Below are 19451 nucleotides of genomic sequence, written 5' to 3'. Positions count from 1 at the left end.
ACATGGCTTCTTTGATTGAAATTAAGGTTCCCGATGTCGGCAATGTCGCAGATATCGATGTGGTAGACGTATTGGTTAAACCGGGCGACGAGGTGAAACTGGAGCAGACCTTGGCTGTGCTTGAGACCGACAAGGCGAGCATGGATCTACCTGCCAGTGCGGCGGGTAAGGTACAGGAGGTATTTATCAAACCCGGCGATAAAGTCTCTGAAGGAACGCTGATTGCGACAGTATTGGCGGCTACTGAAGAGAGTGGGGCAGCGAAGCAGGAAGAAGCACCGGCACAGCAAGCTCCGGTACAGCAAGAAGTTGCGACTGCGCCGGTGGAAAAAGCGCCAGAACCGACAAGTCAACCGCCCGTTGCTGCGCCTGAACCGTTGACGGAAACTCCAGCCCGCAGCGAGCCCGGTAAAGCGGCTCATGCCACGCCGGCTGTCCGGCTGTTTGCCCGCGAACTGGGCGTTGATATACATAAAATTACAAACGGCAGCGGCCGCAAGGGACGTATCTTAAAAGACGACGTGAAAAACTTCGTCAAGAAAGTGATGACTGAAGGTGTTGCACAAAGCGGCACCGGAATCCCGGCAATGCCGAGCGTCGACTTTTCCCAATTTGGTGAAGTAGAAGAGCGGAAGCTCAGTAAAATAAAAAGGCTGACCGGACAAAACTTGAGCCGGGTATGGCTGAATCTGCCGATGGTCACTTACCATGACGAAGTCGATATTACTGAAATGGAAGCGTTCCGGAATGCGCTGAATGCCGAAAAATCCAAGGATGATGTAAAAATCACCGGTCTGATATTTATCATCAAGGCGCTGATTGCGGCCGTGGAGCAGTTTCCGCAATTTAATGCGTCATTGTCCGCCGATGGCGAAAACCTGATATTGAAGAGGTATCTTAATATCGGTATCGCGGTCGATACGCCCAATGGTTTGGTGGTGCCGGTGTTACGTAATGTTAAACACAAAGGCATCAACGAATTATCTGCCGAACTGGCTGAAACAAGTAACAGAGCCCGTCTGGGCAAGTTAATGCCTGCTGAAATGCAAGGCGGATGCATCACTATTTCCAGCCTCGGCGGTATCGGCGGCACGGCGTTTACACCTATCGTCAACGCTCCGGAAGTGGCTATACTTGGCGTTACCCGGGCCAAAATGCAACCGGTATGGAATGGCAAGGAGTTTGTGCCGCGCCTGATGTTGCCGCTCGACCTGACTTACGATCATCGGGTCATCGACGGTGTGGAAGGCGCTAAATTCATGGCCGCCATTAAACAGTATTTGGGCGATATTCGCCGCTTGTTACTTTAATCAGGAGCATAATATGGATGCTAATCCAGCGATTAACGAGTCTGTGACACACGCAGAAGTTCTGGTATTGGGCGGCGGCCCCGGCGGATATACGGCGGCGTTTCGCGCTGCCGATTTAGGCAAGCAAGTGGTATTGGTTGAGCGCTATCCTGCTCTCGGCGGGGTGTGCCTTAATGTCGGCTGCATTCCGTCCAAGGCTCTGCTGCATGTTGCCCAGATTATTCATGAGGTAGATGAGTTCGAGCAGCACGGCCTCAATTACGGTAAGCCAACTTTTGATCTGGATAAAATTCGCGCCTGGAAAGAAAGCGTTACCAATACGCTGGTCGATGGGCTTGCCCGTCTGGTCAAGCAGCGCAAAATAACTTTAATCCAAGGTACGGGCCGATTTACTTCGGACCATATGGTCGAGGTGACCACCGAAACAGGCAAACAAAACATCAGCTTTGATCAGGCGATTATTGCCGCCGGATCGCATGCTACTCAAATCCCGGTTTTTCCAAATGACGATCCGCGTTTATGGGATTCAACAGATGCATTGGCATTGAAGGAAATTCCTAAAAAATTGCTGATTGTCGGCGGCGGCATCATAGGTTTGGAAATGGCTACGGTCTACCATGCGCTCGGCTCGGAAATCAGCGTAGTCGAGTTGATGGACCAGATCATTCCTGGCTGTGATAACGATTTGGTAACTCCGTTGTTCCGGCGTATCAAAAAGCAATACAAAAATATCTGGCTGGAAACGAAGGTGACTTCGATCGAAAAAGACAAGGACGGCCTGAAAGTTTCTTTTGAAGGTAAAAGTGCGCCGGAATCGGTTGTGTTCGATGCAGTCTTGGTAGCGGTAGGACGTAAGCCTAACGGTAAGTTGATCGGTGCTGAACTGGCAGGCGTTAATGTCGATGAGCTCGGTTTTATTGCTGTCGATAAGCAGCAACGCACCAATGTTCCGCATATCTTCGCCATTGGCGATATAGCCGGAAACCCTATGCTGGCGCACAAGGCTTCTCACGAAGGCAAAGTCGCCGCTGAAGTTGCAGCGGGGCACAAATCTGCGTTTGACGCGTTGACTATTCCTTCTGTTGCCTATACTGATCCTGAAGTAACCTGGATGGGCTTGACTGAGAATCAGGCTAAACAGCAAGGCATAGCGTATGACAAGGCCTCTTTCCCTTGGGCGGCCAGCGGTCGCTCATTAAGTTTGGGACGCAAGGAAGGCCTGACCAAAATACTCTGCGAGAAGGAAACCGGCAGAATTCTTGGTGCGGGCATGGTCGGTCCCAATGCCGGCGAACTGATTGCCGAAGCGGTACTGGCTTTGGAAATGGGCGCCGATGCCGAAGATATCGGTCTGACTGTCCACCCACACCCCATGTTATCGGAGACATTCGCGTTCGCTGCTGAAATGATCACTGGTTCGATTACCGATCTTTATATTAAAAAATAAGACTTAAAGTATTAATTCCAGTTCTTACTTACATGGATGCAAGTAAGAATTCATAGTTCTTTAATACTGAATGTTGTTTTTTAGTAATGGAATTTAAACATCGAGATAAGGCTGGATTTTCAGCAGACTTGAAAGTAAATAATTTCTTATTGACTTTAGAACCTGTGTAAAATACCCATTAAATCTGTACCGTATTGCCTCTGTTTGCCGCCGAAGTTAGGAGCACTGTATTTTTGATATAGCGCCCTGCTTATAAAAAGCGTAGGTAAAGGACATGAACAGAAGCGCGCAGTGCGAGTCGCGTAAATCTTTAATTCTCAATCCAACATTATTTTTCCCAGTCCAACGGAATAACCGAGCACCTAAATGAAAACCAAGATAGTTACTGTCGTTGCACTCGCTTTACTCGTCTTCCTTAACTTCAGTATTTGGAGTTATATTAATAACCCTTTGCAATTGCAACCTTGGACCAAAACTACTATGGGTGTCACTTTCGACCCCATGAGAAAGCAGGATACCCAAACCAGCAATACTTTTCCCAGCGAAGCCGATATTGATCATGACTTGAGCTTGCTTGAGAATAAGGTTCACGCTGTTCGTACTTACAGTGTGCTTAAAGGGTTGGATAAGATCCCTGAGTTGGCTGCAAAACACAATTTGAATACCACCGTGGGTGCTTGGATTGACGGCAATCTTGAGAAGAATCGCCAGGAAATAGAAACCTTAATTAATGTCAGCAAGCAGAATAATCCCAACATCGTCCGTGTTATGGTCGGCAACGAGGTTTTACTCCGTGCCGATATTACCCCGGAGCAACTGATCGAATACATCCGGGAAGTAAAACGAAACACATGGCGCCCGGTCAGTACATCTGAAACATGGGATATCTGGCTTAAACATCCCGAGCTGGTTGCTGAAGTCGACTTTATAGCGGTGCATATCCTGCCTTACTGGGAGGGCATTGCCGCGGAAGATGCGGTTGATTATGTTTTCGACCGGTATCATGCGGTACAACAAGCTTATCCTAACAAACCTATTGTCATCACCGAGGTCGGCTGGCCTTCGGATGGTCAACCTTTTAAACATGCGACGGCATCGGTATCCAATCAGGCAAAATTTCTGCGCGAATTTCTCAACCGAGCCGATGTTGAAAAAGTCACTTATTATATCGTAGAGGCGTTTGACCAGCCCTGGAAAATGTCTTTGGAAGGCTCGGCAGGCGCGTATTGGGGTATTTTTAATGCGGATAGACAGCCAAAATATCCGATGGACAGCGATGTCATTACCATGCCCAACTGGGAAAACTGGGCAGTCGGCGCGGCTATTTTTAGTGTCGTGTTAATGGCTTTGTTCTTATTTACTCGCAGCAGCATGAAACTGCCGGGATTGCTGTTTTTCGGTCTGATTGCGAACCTTGCCGCATCAACGATTTTCTGGTCAGCGTCGATTGGCGCCCAGCAATACCAAACCAAAATTACCATGGTGTTTTGGGGCATACTGATATTGATGCAGGTTTTGGCGGCAGTCATTTTGTTGATCGAAAGTTTGGAAATAGCCGAAGTTATCTGGCACCGAAAGACGGCCAGAACTTTTCAGCCGCTGACGCCATCACCGGACTTTAAGTATCCTAAAGTATCTCTGCATTTGCCAATCCATAATGAACCGCCCGAGATGGTGCGAATGACGCTGGAGGCTCTGGACAAGGTGGACTATCCCAATCTGGAAGTGCTGGTGATGGACAACAACACCAAAGACCCTGCGGTTTGGGAGCCTGTGAAAGTCGACTGCGAACGATTAGGGCCAAAATTCAGGTTCTTCCATTTGGAAAACTGGCCGGGCTTTAAAGCGGGCGCGATTAATCATGCGCTGGATCAAACGGCTCCCGATGCCGAAATTATCGCTATTATCGATAGCGATTATATCCTGTCGCCTGATTGGCTGAAGTGCATGGTGCCTTATTTCGATAATGAAAACGTCGGCTTTATACAATCGCCCCAAGATTATCGAGACCGCGACCAAAGCGCTTTCAAATCATTTTGTTACTGGGAATATGCCGGTTTTTTCAATATAGGCATGGTGCAAAGGAACGAATACAACGCCATTATCCAACATGGCACGATGACTATGATCAGGAAGTCGGCCCTGCTGGAAGTCGGCAAATGGTCTGAGTGGTGTATTTGTGAAGACAGCGAGTTGGGCTTGCGCCTATACGAAGCCGGCTACGATTCGGTTTACGTCAAGGATTCGTTTGGAAAAGGCGTTATGCCCGACACCATGTCCGGCTATATGACTCAGCGTTATCGCTGGGTTTATGGCGCTATGCAGATTATCAAGGCCCATTGGCGCAGCTTTTTGCCATCTAAAGAGCCCAAGTTGACGCCCGCTCAAAAGTATTATTTTATTGCCGGGTGGCTGCCGTGGTTTTCAGATGCGCTGGCGTTGGTATTTACCATGACCAGCTTGGTTTTAACTGCGGTGATTCTGTACGATCCAATTCATAGCGAGCTTCCGGCCAATGCCTTTTTGCTGCCGACTGTGGGTATCTTCAGCTTTAAAATCATCCGTGGTTTATGGTTGTACCAAGCCCGTGTTCCGTGTTCTATCTGGCAATCGTTAGGCGCATCGTTGTCAGGATTGTCCTTAACGCATACCGTTGCCAAGGGGACGTTGCAAGGGCTGTTTACATCGGGAAAACCGTTTATGCGTACGCCAAAATTCGAGCAGCACAGCGCTTTATTTGTCGGGTTAATGACCATACGGCAGGAATTGTTCTTGCTGATATTGTTGAGTATCGCTATCGGAATGATGGCTTCCCTGGAGCATTTTGATAATTTTAGCGGCAGACTGTGGATAGCTATTCTCTCAGTGCAGGCGGTTCCTTATGTTGCGGCCTTGCTGACTTTGTTGATCAGTATTGCGCCGGATTATAAGTCCTACAATGCCGAGGCGGCTGTCGAAGAAGCAGTTGTTAAGCCTGCGTCTAAAAAGAAAAAAGCTTAGCCTGAATAACACTGATAATTTTAGCCTGCATGAACGCAGGTGAGGTGTCAGATAATGATGTGGAGCAGGGGCGGAGCGCTAATGGTAGATACTTTAGGTGAAGTTCCCGCTCCTACATCCTGTAGGCAAGGCAGGAGCAGTTTCGACGACTGCGAGGACAAGATATACATTCGCTTCTCAGTAAAATGGCTTCTGCATTCATATAGTCTGAAAAATTTGCCTTTACCACCATATTCCTATGGATTGTGCCGGACGCGAGAGTAACGCGCTTAACGCTCCCCATCGATTCCAGTCTCTTAAAAGATAGCTGTTTTGATGCAGAGCAGGGCGCGTAAGTTTTTTACATGACTTGCTCTTCATGCCATGCTAATGCGTTTCTTTATCTAGCTTAAACAGCTTTCATCATTGTGCAGAGGATTGTTGATCCGTGTGCTGATCGGGTTAGTCTGCATGCAGGCATAAGCGTCGGCGACTAAGAAATCAGCGATTTCGACAATTGCGGTTTTCTTGTTCAGCCAATGGTTATAATCTTCGGGTGCAATAATAACCGGCATTCTGTCATGAATAGGCGCCATTTTGTCGTTGGCAACGGTGGTAATGATCGCGCATGAATACACCGTTTCCTGATCGTTTTTCCAGTGTTCCCAAATACCTCCAAAAGCAAACAATGAATTATCCGGTTTGTGTATGTGGTAGGGCTGTTTGCCGGCTGCGGTGGCCTGCCACTCATAAAAACCGGTAGCGAGAATCAGGCAGCGCCTTTGTTGGTAAGCTTTTTTAAACGATGGTTTTTCAGTCAGGGTTTCTGCTCTGGCGTTGATCAAGTGATTGGAAATAGCGCGGTCTTTCGACCATGATGGAATTAATCCCCAATGCAAGTTAACAGCCTTATTGCTGCCGTCTTCCAGCTGCACGATAGCGAGAATTTTTTGTCCAGGCGGAATGTTGTAGTCAGGGTTGTGTGCAGGTAAACTCAGTAATCTGAAATGATCCATAATTTGCTGCCCGGTTGCGATCAAGTTATAACGCCCACACATATATGCACCTCGAACTGATAAAGCTGGAAAAAACTTTCAATGCATCGATTCTAACAAAGATTAATGATCTGTTGCTTGCGCAATACCAAATCGAACTGTGGATGAAACGGGACGATTTACTGCATCCGGTTATTTCCGGCAATAAATGGCGAAAGCTTAAATATATAATCGATCATGCTCTGTCTTCAGGGGCGGATACCCTCGTCAGCATGGGCGGCGCGTATTCCAACCATTTGCATGCGCTGGCTTATGTCGGTAAGGTATTAGGGTTGAAAACTATCGGGCTTGTTCGCGGCGAGCAACCGGAAACATTGACTCCGACTTTGCAGGACATGAAAAATTGGGGGATGGAGTTGGAATTTGTATCCCGCGCCGATTACAGGTTGCTTCGGCAATACAAAAACTGGCATGACTTGCCGGGTTTAAAACCGCGGCAATATTGGGTGCCCGAAGGCGGCGCACAGACGTTGGCGCTGAAAGGCGTAGCTGAACTGGTTGCCGAAATAGGAATCCCGTGCGACACACTTTGCGTACCTTGCGGAACCGCGACGACTTTGACGGGTATTATTGAAGCGGTTCCGCAGCAAATGTCAGTGCTGGGATTTGCGGCATTTAAGCATGCGGATTATTTAACGGCGGAAGTTGACGCCGTATTGTCACAATCGCGTAATAACTGGCAAATAAACTTGGGTTACCATTTTGGCGGTTTCGCCAAAATCAACCTGGAATTAAGCGCATTTATTGAAGACTTTGAATTAAAAACTACAATTCCTCTTGATCTAGTCTATACCGGAAAAATGATGTACGCCATCTACGATTTAATCCAAAAGCATTATTTCAAGCCAGGCGAGCGTATTATTGCAGTACATACCGGAGGCTTGCAGGGGAAAAGAGGGTTTAGCTGATGAATACACAAACATAATACCCATTGATTTTGAATCTGAGCACAACATGGACATAAACGAAACAGAAGAAATAATTGATCTTCAAAAATCGGAACTTTATATTAATCGCGAATTGAGTCTGCTGGAGTTCAATAAGCGGGTTCTGGCGCAGGCAAAAAATGAAAGAGTGCCGTTGCTTGAGCGTCTTAATTATTTGTGTATTTCCTGCTCCAATCTTGATGAGTTTTTCGAGGTTCGTGTGGCCAGTGTGATTCAGATGGCGGTCATCGATCCGAAAGCAGCCGGCTCGGACGGATTAACGCCTAATGAACAGCTTGAGTTGATTTCTGTTCACGCCCACCAACTGGTTGAGGAACAATATAAAGTTCTTAACGAGATTTTGATTCCGAAACTGGCCAACGAAAATATTCATTTCATTCGCCGCAAGGAATGGACCGAGGCGCAGCACAAATGGTTGGAAGCTTATTTCAACAATGAGTTGTTGCCGATTTTAACGCCGGTGGGACTGGATTCCGCCCATCCTTTTCCACGCATACTCAACAAGAGTTTAAATTTTATTATTTCATTGACCGGAAAAGACGCTTTCGGCAGAAATAGCGGTCGGGCCATTTTACAAGCGCCGAGGGCGCTGCCTCGCATTATTCAGTTGCCTGCTGAGGAAACGGGTAGCGGGCCATCCGATTTTGTATTCCTGTCATCGATTATTCATGCATTTGTCGATCAATTATTTAATGGCATGAATGTTAAAGGTTGTTACCAATTCAGGGTTACCCGGAATAGTGATTTTTTCGTCGATGATGATGCGATTGACGATTTATTGCTTGCCGTGGAAGGGGAACTGGCCATGCGTAATTACGGTGATGAGGTTCGTCTGGAAATTGACGCCAATTGCCCTGATGAGACAGTGTCGTTCTTGTTGGGACGTTTTGAAATGACTCGCGACCGTTTATTTTTAGTTGATGGGCCGGTCAACCTCAACAGGATTCAGGAAATTAATGATCTGGTCGGTCGGCCAGACCTTAAATTTCCTTCTTTTAAGCCCGTGGTTCCGCAACAACTGGAGCGCAGTAAAGACATCTTTGCAGCGATTAAGCGCCACGATATTTTGCTGCATCACCCGTTTGAGTCTTTTTCTCCCGTCGTTGAGTTTATTCGTCAAGCGGCGGTTTCGCCGGAAGTGTTGGCTATCAAGCAAACGCTTTATCGTACCGGGGCCGATTCGCCAATTGTCGCTGCTTTAATCAAGGCGGCTAAAACCGGCAAGGTGGTGACGGTGGTTATCGAATTGAGGGCGAGATTCGATGAAAAAGCCAATATCGATTTGGCCGCTAAATTACAAGAAGCCGCCGTTCATGTGGTTTATGGTGTAGTGGGCTACAAAACGCATGCCAAAATGTGCTTAGTGTTAAGGAGGGAAGGGAAAGAATTGCGCAATTACGTGCATCTGGGTACAGGAAACTATCATCCGAAAACGGCGCAGATTTACACCGATTACGGCCTTTTTTCCTGCGATAAAGAATTGGGCGAAGATGTGCGGAGAGTATTTGCCCAGCTGACCAGTTTGGGTAAAGTGACCAAATTAAATAAATTACTGCAATCGCCGTTCACCTTGCATAGCGGTTTGATGGAAAAAATTGAACGGGAAATACGCCATGCCAAAAGCGGCAAACCGGCAAAAATAATCATTCAAGTGAATGCCGTTGTTGAGGAGCAATCTATCCAGGCTCTTTATCGCGCATCACAGGCCGGGGTTGAAGTTAAATTGATTGTCAGGGGGGTGTGCTGCTTAAAGCCCGGCGTTCCAGGCGTATCTGAAAATATAGAAGTGCGCTCCATTATCGGGCGTTTTTTGGAGCATGCACGGGTGTATGCGTTTGAAAACGGTGGGGATAGGGAGGTCTATGCATCCAGTGCCGATTTGATGAACCGCAATATGTTCCGGCGTGTTGAAATTTGTTTTCCGATTGAAAGCAAAAAATTGCAAAACCGGATTTTGCAGGATCTGAATTTGTATTTAAAAGATAACACTCAGGCTTGGCTTTTGCAGTCGGATGGCACTTATCAACGATTGCGAAAGGCCGAGGCTGAGGAACCGATTCAAGCCCAGACTGTGCTTATGCACGAATTGCAGGGACTATGATGCGAGAGATTGCCCAGCTAGGAGCCAAGGTGCTCAGACAAAAAGCCGAAGTCGTTGCAAATGTGCATGATGCTGAAATTCGGCAAATAATCGAAGCCATGCAAAGCACCCTGGCATCGACGTCGGGAGTTGGCATTGCTGCGCCTCAGGTCAGCGAATCAAAACAGATTATCATTGTCGCATCGAGGCCTACGCCCCGTTATCCATCGGCACCATTGATGGAGCCGACAGTGATGATTAATCCTTGTTTTCAGGCCTTGTCGGAAACACAAGAAAAAGACTGGGAAGGTTGTTTAAGTATTCCAGGGATACGCGCTTTAGTGCCGAGGTATCGGGAAATAATGATTCACTATACCGATCAACAAGGTAACTTGGTGAAGTCAAAGTTAAGCGGCTTCGTAGCAAGAATATTTCAACACGAAGCGGATCATCTAATAGGTAAAACTTACCTAGACAGGGTTGAAAATAATACGGATATTTTCTCGGAAAGTGAGTATCTTAAATTGATGGATAACTTACGTTAAGCATTAATACACTTTTATTAAAAGTCTGCTGGAAATTTAAGAGCATCGAACAGCTTTGTTATGTAAGAGAGTCGGCCAAATGGCAAGATTTGCTTGCTAGGTGATAACGCTTATTGTTTCAAGAGCTTGCGCGCTTTATTCTACAAATATTCGTAAATATAAAAGTTTTTTTCGGGTTAAGCGATGTTTAATGTGATGTGGTTTCTTACGCGCATCTGTTGTTAAAAACACGCTTATGTTATTATTGGTGGTTTTAACTATCAGGATTATTATAAATGGCAAAAGAAGATCAAATTGAAATGGAAGGGAAGGTGATTGATACGCTTCCTAATACCATGTTTCGCGTCGAACTGGAAAACGGTCATATTGTGACTGCACATATCTCAGGAAAAATGCGTAAGCATTACATCCGTATTCTTACTGGCGACAGTGTCAAAGTTGAAATGACTCCTTACGATTTAACCAAAGGTCGTATCACATTCCGTATGCGTTAATCCTGTATCAACAGGATTAACGCAGGTTCCTTTAAATAGCTGGCAGACTTGCTTCGGTCACCGTATTAAAAATTGGCTTCCGGAACAATCGACTCAGCGCTTTCTATAGCGAAGTTCAGCTCATTATCCTTCACGTAAATTCGTACATGTCCGCCGTGCGCCAGATCGCCAAACAGTAAGTCATTAGCCAGGGGTTTTTTGATCTTCTCTTGAATGAGTCTCGCCATCGGTCTGGCTCCCATTTTTGGGTCGCAGCCGTTTTCAGCCAGCCATAACCGGGCATCGGCATCCAATGTCAGTGTCACGTGTTTGTCTGCCAGCAAGGCTTCCAATTCAAAGATAAATTTATCAACCACGTGGCCGACAATGGCTATATCCAATGGCTTGAATTGAATGATGGCGTCCAGACGGTTGCGGAATTCGGGCGAAAAGCCTTTTTCGATCACCTTCATGCTGTCGGTGGCATGATCCTGATAGGTAAAACCAATAGAGGCGCGACTGCCTTCTTCCGCTCCCGCGTTAGTGGTCATCACCAGAATGATGTTACGGAAGTCCGCCTTGCGGCCGTTATTGTCAGTCAATGTGCCGTGATCCATCACCTGTAATAACAGGTTAAATACATCAGGGTGGGCTTTTTCCAACTCGTCCAGCAGCAATACTGCATGAGGATGTTTGTTGACTTGTTCGGTTAACAGACCGCCTTGATCAAAGCCCACATAACCCGGAGGCGCACCAATCAGCCTGGAAACGGTATGCCGTTCCATATATTCCGACATGTCAAAGCGAATCAATTCCACGCCCAGCACTTTAGCCAATTGCCGCGTCACTTCGGTTTTGCCTACGCCGGTAGGGCCTGCAAAAAGAAATGAACCGATAGTCTTCTGTGTATCTCTAAGACCTGCGCGAGATAATTTTATGGCCGATGCCAGTGCCGAAATCGCTTCGTCTTGTCCAAAGACCAGCATTTTTAGATTTTTTTCCAGATTAGCCAGTTTGTCGATGTCATTGGTAGATACCGATTTTGCAGGCACCCTGGCTATTTTGGAGACTATATCTTCTATTTCGGCGACATCGATAAGCTGTTTACGATCAGCTTCAGCAGTCATGCGTTGTTTCGCGCCTGCTTCATCGATAACGTCAATGGCTTTATCGGGCAAATGCCGGTCGGTAATATAACGATCCGATAATTCCGCTGCCACGCTCAATGCTTCGGCGGAATATTTAACGTCATGGTGTTCTTCAAAGCGCGATTTAAGACCTTTCAATATCAGGATAGTATCTTCAACGGAAGGCTCAAGGACATCAACTTTCTGGAATCTTCGCGCCAGGGCGTGATCTTTTTCAAAAACGCCGCGATATTCCTGATAAGTGGTGGAGCCTATGCAACGCAACTGGCCGGAAGCCAGTGCCGGCTTAATCAGATTGGACGCATCCATAACGCCGCCGGACGCTGAGCCGGCACCGATAATGGTGTGTATTTCATCGATAAACAGAATTGAATCAGGCTCCTTATTAAGCTGAGTTAACAGTGCTTTAAGCCGCTTTTCAAAGTCTCCGCGGTACTTGGTGCCAGCGACTAATGCGCCTAAATCGAGAGAGTAAATTACGCTGTTCATCAGAACGTCCGGAACTTGCTCTTCAACAATCCGTTTCGCCAAGCCCTCTGCGATAGCTGTTTTGCCAACGCCGGCTTCACCGACCAGCAAAGGATTGTTTTTGCGCCGACGGCATAGCGTCTGAATCGTACGCTCAAGCTCTTGCTCTCGGCCAATTAACGGGTCAATCCGGCCTTTTAGGGCTTCTTCATTCAGATTGGTGGTGTACTTATCCAGCGGACTGCCAGCCGCTTCGGCATCAGGATTGCTTGATTCCGGTGCCCGGCTATTTGACGAGTCGTTTTCAGGATCTATTTTTGAAATGCCGTGAGCCAGATAATTGACCACATCCAGTCTTGAAATATCCTGTTTGTTTAAAAGATAAACCGCGTGGGAATCCTGTTCACTGAACAGGGCTACAAATAAATTGGCGCCGGAAACTTCCTTTTTGTCAGATGCCTGTACGTGGAAAACAGCGCGTTGCAGCACTCGCTGAAACCCCAATGTAGGTTGGGTTTCCCGCTGGATACCCACCGGAATTAATGATGTAGTTTCATCAATAAATTGCGTTAACTGGCCACGTAGTGCCTTAATATCGCAACCGCACGCTATCAAAATCGGCTGCGCAGAAGCATTTTCGAGCAATGCCAGCAGCAAATGCTCAACCGTGATAAATTCATGTCGCTTATCGTGTGCATTTTTAAATGCATTATTTAGCGTAATTTCAAGTTCTTTACTTAACATAAGCTCTCCAACCTACACTTCTTCCATTGAGCACATCAACGGATGGTGGTGCTCTCGTGAATAGTCATTAACTATATATACTTTGGTTTCAGCAACATCTTTAGAGTACATTCCGCATACACCAACACCTTGCGTATGTACTTGCAGCATCACCTGGGTTGCCTTTTCTTCAGACATGGCAAAAAAATCCATCAAAATCTCAATTACAAAATCCATGGGCGTAAAATCGTCATTTAACAAGATCACCTTGTATAAAGGCGGTCTCTTCAGTTTGGGTTTGGCTTCCTGAGTAGCCAAGCCGCCATCTCTATCTTTGTATGGATCAAAATCGGACATAATTGCAACAATAAAAATATTCAGGTCTCTAACATAGTGCCAATCTTTGTGAATTTCAACTCTTATATTTACATCAAAATAAACAAGGTTTATAGAAGCGCTTAACACGCGCCTCGGTCTTCCTTCCTGTAGCTTTTTTTACCAGCATAATATCTGTAAATCTAGTAAAATGTTTACTTTATATAGTTGGAATTCGGTAATGGTTTGGAAACCACACGTTACAGTTGCCGCAGTTATTGAACAGGATCAACGGTTTTTAATTGTGGAAGAAGAAACCTGCAATGGACTTCAATTTAATCAGCCGGCTGGGCATCTTGAAGAAGGCGAGGACCTGATTGCGGCAATCAAGCGCGAAGTGCTGGAAGAAACCGCTTGGCAGTTTGAGCCGGAGCACATTGTTTCCATCCAACTTTGGCGAAAAAATCCTGATTTTCCCAGCTTTGTCAGAGTCTGTTTTTCCGGTCGCTGCCATTCACTCAACCCGACGCAACAACTGGATGAGGGTATCATCGCCGCGCATTGGTTAACGCGCGACGAAATTGAAGCACAGCGGCATCGATTGCGTAGTCCATTGGTGCTCATTAGCGTAGATGAATATCTCAGCGGGCAACGCTACCCGTTATCCTTACTTAAATCATTTATCGATCTTGACCATGAGTAAAAAAGTAATCGTCGGCATGTCCGGCGGCGTGGACTCTTCTGTAACCGCTTTGCTGCTTTTGGAGCAAGGCCATCAAGTCACCGGTTTGTTTATGAAAAACTGGGAGGAAGACGATGGTACCGAGTACTGTACGGCAATGGAGGATCTCGCTGACGCTCAGCAGGTTTGCGATAAATTAGGCATCGAATTAAAAACAGTGAATTTTGCCGCCGAATACTGGGATGAGGTATTTGAAGTATTTCTGTCTGAATTTAAAGCAGGTCGCACCCCCAATCCGGATATCCTATGCAACAAGCACGTTAAATTCAAAGCCTTTCTGAATTATGCGATTGAGGATTTGGGGGCGGAATATATCGCCACCGGTCACTACGCTCAAGTAGCCGAGAAAGACGGCGAGTTCTTTTTATTAAAAGGCCTGGACCCGAACAAAGAGCAAAGTTATTTTCTTTATACCTTGGGACAAAAACAGTTATCACGTACGTTGTTCCCGATAGGTCATTTGCATAAGCCCGAAATCAGGGCCATGGCGGATAAAGCCGGATTTGCCAACAGCCGCAAGAAAGACAGCACCGGCATCTGCTTTATCGGCGAGCGCAAGTTCACCGAATTTCTGCAACGCTATCTGCCAACCCAGCCCGGCGAAATGCGCACGCCTGAAGGGCAATACATCGGCAAGCATCACGGCTTGATGTACTACACCTTGGGGCAGCGTCAGGGCTTAGGTATAGGCGGCGTTAAAAATGCGCCGGATGAGCCGTGGTATGTACTGGAAAAAGATTTGGAAAATAATATCCTCATCGTCGGCCAAGGTCACGATCATCCCTTGATGCTGCACAATATGCTGGAGGCCAGCCAGCTTGACTGGTGCAGCAACCGGCCATTGAGCCAAGCGATACGCTGTAGCGCTAAAACCCGCTATCGCCAAGCCGACCAGTCCTGTTATTTGGAGCCAATAGGCAACGACAGATGCAGAGCCGTGTTCGATCAACCGCAAAGAGCCATTACCCCAGGACAATCCGTCGTTTTTTATGACGGTGAGATCTGTCTGGGGGGCGGGATTATTGAATCCAAAGCTTTAGTTCCTGCTTGAGTAAAGCTAACGAATATCAACACATTAAAACACTCGGACAAACCCATGACTAATTTCGCGCTCACCGCTATTTCTCCTATCGACGGCCGCTATGCCGACAAAGTGGCTGCCTTGCGGCCAATTTTCAGCGAATACGGCCTGATCCGTTTTCGCGTGCTCGTTGAAGTGCGCTGGCTGCAAGCCTTGGCCAGTCACCCTCTGATTGCCGAAGTCAGCCCGTTCAGCGACACTGCAACACAGCTGTTAAACAAGATCGTCAGCAATTTTTCAGAGGCCGATGCGCAGCGCGTCAAAGACATCGAAAAAACGACTAATCACGATGTCAAAGCTGTTGAATACCTGCTGAAAGAAAAAATTGCCGGCTGCGCCGAGCTGGAAAAAGTCAGCGAATTTATCCATTTTGCCTGCACCTCGGAAGACATCAATAACTTGTCTTACGCGTTAATGCTCAAAGAAGGCCGCGAAGTCATCCTTGCGCAAATCGGCGACTGCATCGCGGCGCTCAAAACCATAGCTGTAGAAACCGCAAACCAGCCAATGTTGTCGCGCACTCATGGACAGTCGGCTACACCAACCACTACCGGCAAAGAGTTTGCCAACGTCGCGGCTCGAATGCAGCGCCAGCAAGATCAACTGCAAGCCGTAGCCCTGTTAGGCAAAATCAACGGCGCAGTCGGTAATTATAACGCCCATTGCGTGGCTTACCCGGATGTGGATTGGGCGGAGTTTTCACAAAATTTTGTCGAATCTTTGGGACTGCAATTTAACCCCTACACCATCCAGATTGAACCGCACGACTATATTGCCGAGTATTTCCACGCGCTGTCCCGCTTCAATACCATTTTGCTGGATTTCGATCGTGACATCTGGGGCTATATCTCCCTGGGATACTTCAAGCAAAAAACCATCGCCGGTGAAGTCGGTTCCTCGACCATGCCGCATAAAGTCAACCCGATTGATTTTGAAAACTCCGAAGGCAATTTAGGATTGGCTAATGCCATCTTCGGCTTTTTAGCTGAAAAATTGCCGGTGTCGCGCTGGCAGCGGGATTTAACCGATTCAACCGTATTGAGAAATATCGGCGTCGGCATTGCCCACACCAGTATCGCCATTCAGGCCAGTTTAAAAGGTATTTCCAAATTGCAGATTAACATTGAAGCGATTGAGGCCGATCTCAACGCCAACTGGGAAGTCTTGGCAGAGCCGATCCAAACCGTGATGCGTCGTTACGGCATTGAAAAGCCGTATGAAAAATTGAAGGAACTGACCCGCGGCCAGCGCATTACTCCCGAGCAAATGCAGGCGTTTATTGAAAAACTGGAAATTCCGTCAGAAGCCAAGGCAAACTTACTGGAGCTGACGCCGCGCAATTACATCGGTTACGCTGAAAAACTGGCTAAAGATATTTAGGTTTTTTGGAAATCATCACTATGAGATGGCCTAAAACGCTTGCTCATAGTGATGTCGCATTGATTAAAGAATTATTGTTACGCCTTCATCGCGGTTTTTTCCAGCCGCCGTCCCCCTCAAGCCTGTTCAATTCCCGTTTTAAAACTTTTTTCTGAAGGCAGTTTGCTCACCTTTTTTATCGGTATCCCGCTGGCATAACCGGTGCTGAAATTAAGGAAAGTCACGATTTTTAGGTCGTCCTTGCTGGTATTTCGTCTGGTTTTTTAACGCATTTTCTTACGTTCATTTGATGAGTATTGCAAAATAGATGGCATAAGGTAAGAATATAATTGCCGATTCATAATAGTTTTTTAAAAACAAAAATAAACGATTCTGAAAACGTGCTATCGACAAGCGATATAAACAAATAATAATGAGGAGAGGATTATGAAAAAATTAGCATCCGTATGCGCAGGGCTACTACTTCTTTTAAGTACTTCTGTTTTCGCTGATGAGCATGCCGATTCAGCATTGGAACACGCCAAGTCGGCGGTTGCTCACGGTAAAGCCGGGCATACAGCACTGTTGGTCCAGCAGGCAAAGGAAGCATTGGATGATGCGCTGGCGGCTTCCATAGCAGCCAAGGGTTTGTCAAAAAACCATTTAGAAGCGGGTGCTAAAGAGCTGCAAGAAGCTATCGATCACGGAACGCAGGGTCACGTGGGCAGAGCTACTACACATGCTGAAGCCGCTGTATGGCATCTCAAGACCAGCAACAAATAATATCAATTTGGTTTAGGCCAAAAGGGCTGATGATTCTTCCCCTTTTCTTTAAGCAGTTGGCTATCGCATAACACCGATGCTCAATTGCTCTAAACAGGATGAAGCTTTCAACCGCCTTAAGTAATAAGGATTTTCTGGCAATTATTCCAGACTGGTTGATATACTCGTTGCACATCAAAATACGGCAGTTGGACGGGGGCGGTTTTTGCTCTGAATTAAAGCCGGGTTTTCAAGCGCAAAAGGTACTTCTATGCAAAAGAACCTATTACGACTGTATCCAGAATTTCATGAAAAAGTCTCCGTTAAAGGCCTATATCTTGCGCATCAATTACATAAATTGGGTGCGACCGAATCTCCCTTTGTTTACGCCAACTTCCTGTCGAGTCTGGACGGACGGATTGCGGTCGAGGATACAGCGCAAGGCACGACTCATATTCCCAAACATATAACAACCGCTTCCGACTTTGCCTTGTTCATGGAACTGCATGCGCAGGCGGACTGCATTATTACCCATGGCGGCTATATGCGGGCATTGGGTGAAGGACGTTTGGGCAACATATTGCAGGTTAAAGACAAAGAGCATTTGGCTTGGCGTCGCAACAATGGCTTGCAGCCACAACCCGCAGTCATCATCGCTAGTGCCAGCCTGAATTTTCCGCCCCATAACAGTCTTAAAGAACATAGCCAATCCGTCTACATAGCCACTGGAAAAAATGCCGATCCGGATCGTGTCCGTTACTGGCAGGACATGGGATATTCCATACTCTTTGCCGGCGACGATCAAGCCGTGCATGGCGCGCCCCTGATTCATGCATTAAGCGGACTGGGGTACAAATCCATTTACCTGGTTGCCGGACCGCAAATGCTGGACACTGTCATCAGGGAAAAGCAGTTATCAAGGTTATACCTGAGCATGACCCATCAGTTAATAGGCGGTAGAGACTTTCGTACCTTACTAACCGGAGATATGTTGGGACCGGAAGGCAACATGATGCTTGAAGCACTGTACTACGAACAGGACTCGCCGCCCGGAGCCGGCCAGTTTTTCATGCAATTCGGCCCCGGAGCGATTCACTAACACCGGTACTTAAAGTTGATATTTTAAGGGGGAGCACATGAGTCAATGGGTTTGCACAACCTGCGGTTATAACATGATCGGCGATCCTCCGGATGTCTGCCCGTTTTGCGGAGCCCATCGCGATAAGTTCCTCAGTTGGGAAGAGGCCGAAACCACCTATCGCGTTACCGCCACGCCAATCAACGACAGCGTTACCCAACTGGTTTCAGTGCCCAGACTGGGACTGGAACATGCAGCCTACCGGATCGAAACGGAACATGAGGTCGTATGGATCGATTGCCCTTCCGCATTTAATCGCACGCTGGAACCGGTCAGCAAAATCTTCTTTACTCACCCGCATTTTATGGGGGCATCGAATCAATATCGCGAGCTCTGGAATGCAAAAGTCTACCTGCATGCCATGGATGCGGAAAATCCTTTAATCAAATCATTCCCGATCGACGAACGCTTCAACGATGACTTTACGGTTGCTGGGCTGGCCGCGTATCACATAGGCGGCCACACGCCGGGCTATACGATTTATATTTATCAGGACGTGTTATTCATCTGCGATTACGCCTTTCCGCCCGGCCCGAAAATGCGCTTAAATCCGTTCGGCCCGAAAACCGATACCTTACAAAGAGCCGAACGGATATTAACCCTCATCAACCGTCGCCCATTAAAAACCGTCTGCGGCTATAACTACGTCTGCGATTTCAAAGACTGGCTGCCTGATTTCGAACGGGCTGTTAAATCTTTTAACGATTAACGGAGCCGGACCATGAAAGTTCTTACCGTCACCGATATTCAGGAATTGATACGGATCGTTGGCCTGGAAAATTTCTTCCGGCATATTATTACGGCTTTAGAGCAAGACTTCGGGCGTTGGCAGCAATTTCTTTTGTCGCCGCGCCATGGAACGTATTACCGGGACGGGGT

Annotated in this window: 16 protein-coding genes; 13 read left to right on the top strand and 3 right to left on the bottom strand. The window is 47.1% G+C overall.

Annotated elements, in window-relative coordinates; genetic code table 11:
* Positions 1 to 2 precede the first annotated feature (2 nt).
* From M0R47_RS07330 to M0R47_RS07320, 3 genes are all read left to right on the top strand, one after another.
* Positions 3 to 1310, top strand: a complete 1308-nt coding sequence (locus M0R47_RS07330; protein ID WP_292552482.1) for a 2-oxo acid dehydrogenase subunit E2 — start codon at positions 3 to 5, stop codon at positions 1308 to 1310.
* A gap of 13 nt (positions 1311 to 1323) precedes the next feature.
* Complete coding sequence (gene lpdA / locus M0R47_RS07325) at positions 1324 to 2757, top strand: dihydrolipoyl dehydrogenase (RefSeq protein ID WP_292552479.1); 1434 nt, start codon at positions 1324 to 1326, stop codon at positions 2755 to 2757.
* A gap of 366 nt (positions 2758 to 3123) precedes the next feature.
* Positions 3124 to 5757: a glycosyltransferase gene (locus M0R47_RS07320; RefSeq protein ID WP_292552476.1), complete on the top strand. Its 2634-nt coding sequence runs from the start codon at positions 3124 to 3126 to the stop codon at positions 5755 to 5757.
* Positions 5758 to 6140: 383 nt separating this feature from the next.
* Here M0R47_RS07320 and M0R47_RS07315 read toward each other — a convergent pair whose 3' ends face one another.
* Positions 6141 to 6794, bottom strand: a complete 654-nt coding sequence (locus M0R47_RS07315; protein ID WP_292552473.1) for an SOS response-associated peptidase — start codon at positions 6792 to 6794, stop codon at positions 6141 to 6143.
* Positions 6795 to 6796: 2 nt separating this feature from the next.
* Between M0R47_RS07315 and M0R47_RS07310 the strand changes: the two genes are divergently transcribed.
* The 4 genes from M0R47_RS07310 to infA all read left to right on the top strand — a co-directional run bounded on the left by M0R47_RS07310 (position 6797) and on the right by infA (position 10857).
* A complete protein-coding gene (locus M0R47_RS07310; protein ID WP_292552470.1) occupies positions 6797 to 7699 on the top strand; it encodes a pyridoxal-phosphate dependent enzyme in 903 nt (300 codons plus the stop codon).
* A gap of 46 nt (positions 7700 to 7745) precedes the next feature.
* Positions 7746 to 9839, top strand: coding sequence for a polyphosphate kinase 1 (ppk1, locus tag M0R47_RS07305; protein WP_292552468.1), 2094 nt, complete (start codon positions 7746 to 7748; stop codon positions 9837 to 9839).
* Positions 9839 to 10363, top strand: coding sequence for a peptide deformylase (def, locus tag M0R47_RS07300; RefSeq protein ID WP_292552675.1), 525 nt, complete (start codon positions 9839 to 9841; stop codon positions 10361 to 10363). The genes ppk1 and def overlap by 1 nt, the downstream gene beginning before the upstream one ends.
* 275 nt (positions 10364 to 10638) lie before the next feature.
* Positions 10639 to 10857 (top strand): translation initiation factor IF-1, encoded by a 219-nt coding sequence (gene infA / locus M0R47_RS07295; RefSeq protein ID WP_006889822.1) that lies wholly within the window; start codon positions 10639 to 10641, stop codon positions 10855 to 10857.
* A 65-nt stretch (positions 10858 to 10922) separates the two neighbouring features.
* Here the strand turns inward: infA and clpA are convergent, their stop codons facing one another.
* Both clpA and clpS read right to left on the bottom strand, forming a co-directional pair.
* Entirely contained in the window at positions 10923 to 13196 is a 2274-nt protein-coding gene (gene clpA, locus M0R47_RS07290; RefSeq protein ID WP_292552465.1) for an ATP-dependent Clp protease ATP-binding subunit ClpA, read from the bottom strand.
* 12 nt (positions 13197 to 13208) lie between these two features.
* Positions 13209 to 13532 (bottom strand): ATP-dependent Clp protease adapter ClpS, encoded by a 324-nt coding sequence (clpS, locus tag M0R47_RS07285; RefSeq protein ID WP_292552672.1) that lies wholly within the window; start codon positions 13530 to 13532, stop codon positions 13209 to 13211.
* A 199-nt stretch (positions 13533 to 13731) separates the two neighbouring features.
* On the opposite strand from clpS, the gene M0R47_RS07280 reads away from it, so the two are divergent.
* The 6 genes from M0R47_RS07280 to M0R47_RS07255 all read left to right on the top strand — a co-directional run bounded on the left by M0R47_RS07280 (position 13732) and on the right by M0R47_RS07255 (position 19281).
* Complete coding sequence (locus M0R47_RS07280) at positions 13732 to 14193, top strand: NUDIX hydrolase (RefSeq protein ID WP_292552463.1); 462 nt, start codon at positions 13732 to 13734, stop codon at positions 14191 to 14193.
* Positions 14186 to 15283 (top strand): tRNA 2-thiouridine(34) synthase MnmA, encoded by a 1098-nt coding sequence (mnmA, locus tag M0R47_RS07275; protein WP_292552460.1) that lies wholly within the window; start codon positions 14186 to 14188, stop codon positions 15281 to 15283. Before M0R47_RS07280 ends, mnmA begins: the two co-directional genes overlap by 8 nt.
* 45 nt (positions 15284 to 15328) lie before the next feature.
* Positions 15329 to 16693: an adenylosuccinate lyase gene (purB, locus tag M0R47_RS07270; protein WP_292552458.1), complete on the top strand. Its 1365-nt coding sequence runs from the start codon at positions 15329 to 15331 to the stop codon at positions 16691 to 16693.
* 426 nt (positions 16694 to 17119) lie between these two features.
* Positions 17120 to 17455 carry a small metal-binding protein SmbP gene (gene smbP, locus M0R47_RS07265; protein WP_292552456.1) on the top strand — a complete coding sequence of 112 codons (336 nt, stop codon included), beginning with the start codon at positions 17120 to 17122 and terminating at the stop codon, positions 17453 to 17455.
* A 250-nt stretch (positions 17456 to 17705) separates the two neighbouring features.
* Positions 17706 to 18533, top strand: coding sequence for a dihydrofolate reductase family protein (locus M0R47_RS07260; RefSeq protein WP_292552453.1), 828 nt, complete (start codon positions 17706 to 17708; stop codon positions 18531 to 18533).
* A 37-nt stretch (positions 18534 to 18570) separates the two neighbouring features.
* Positions 18571 to 19281, top strand: a complete 711-nt coding sequence (locus M0R47_RS07255) for a rubredoxin-like domain-containing protein (RefSeq protein ID WP_292552450.1) — start codon at positions 18571 to 18573, stop codon at positions 19279 to 19281.
* Positions 19282 to 19451 lie beyond the last annotated feature (170 nt).

Source organism: Methylobacter sp. (assembly GCF_023227905.1).
GTDB lineage: Bacteria > Pseudomonadota > Gammaproteobacteria > Methylococcales > Methylomonadaceae > Methylobacter_A.
Note: the sequence above shows the minus strand (reverse complement) of the source record. Positions and strands in the feature narration are given on the sequence as shown.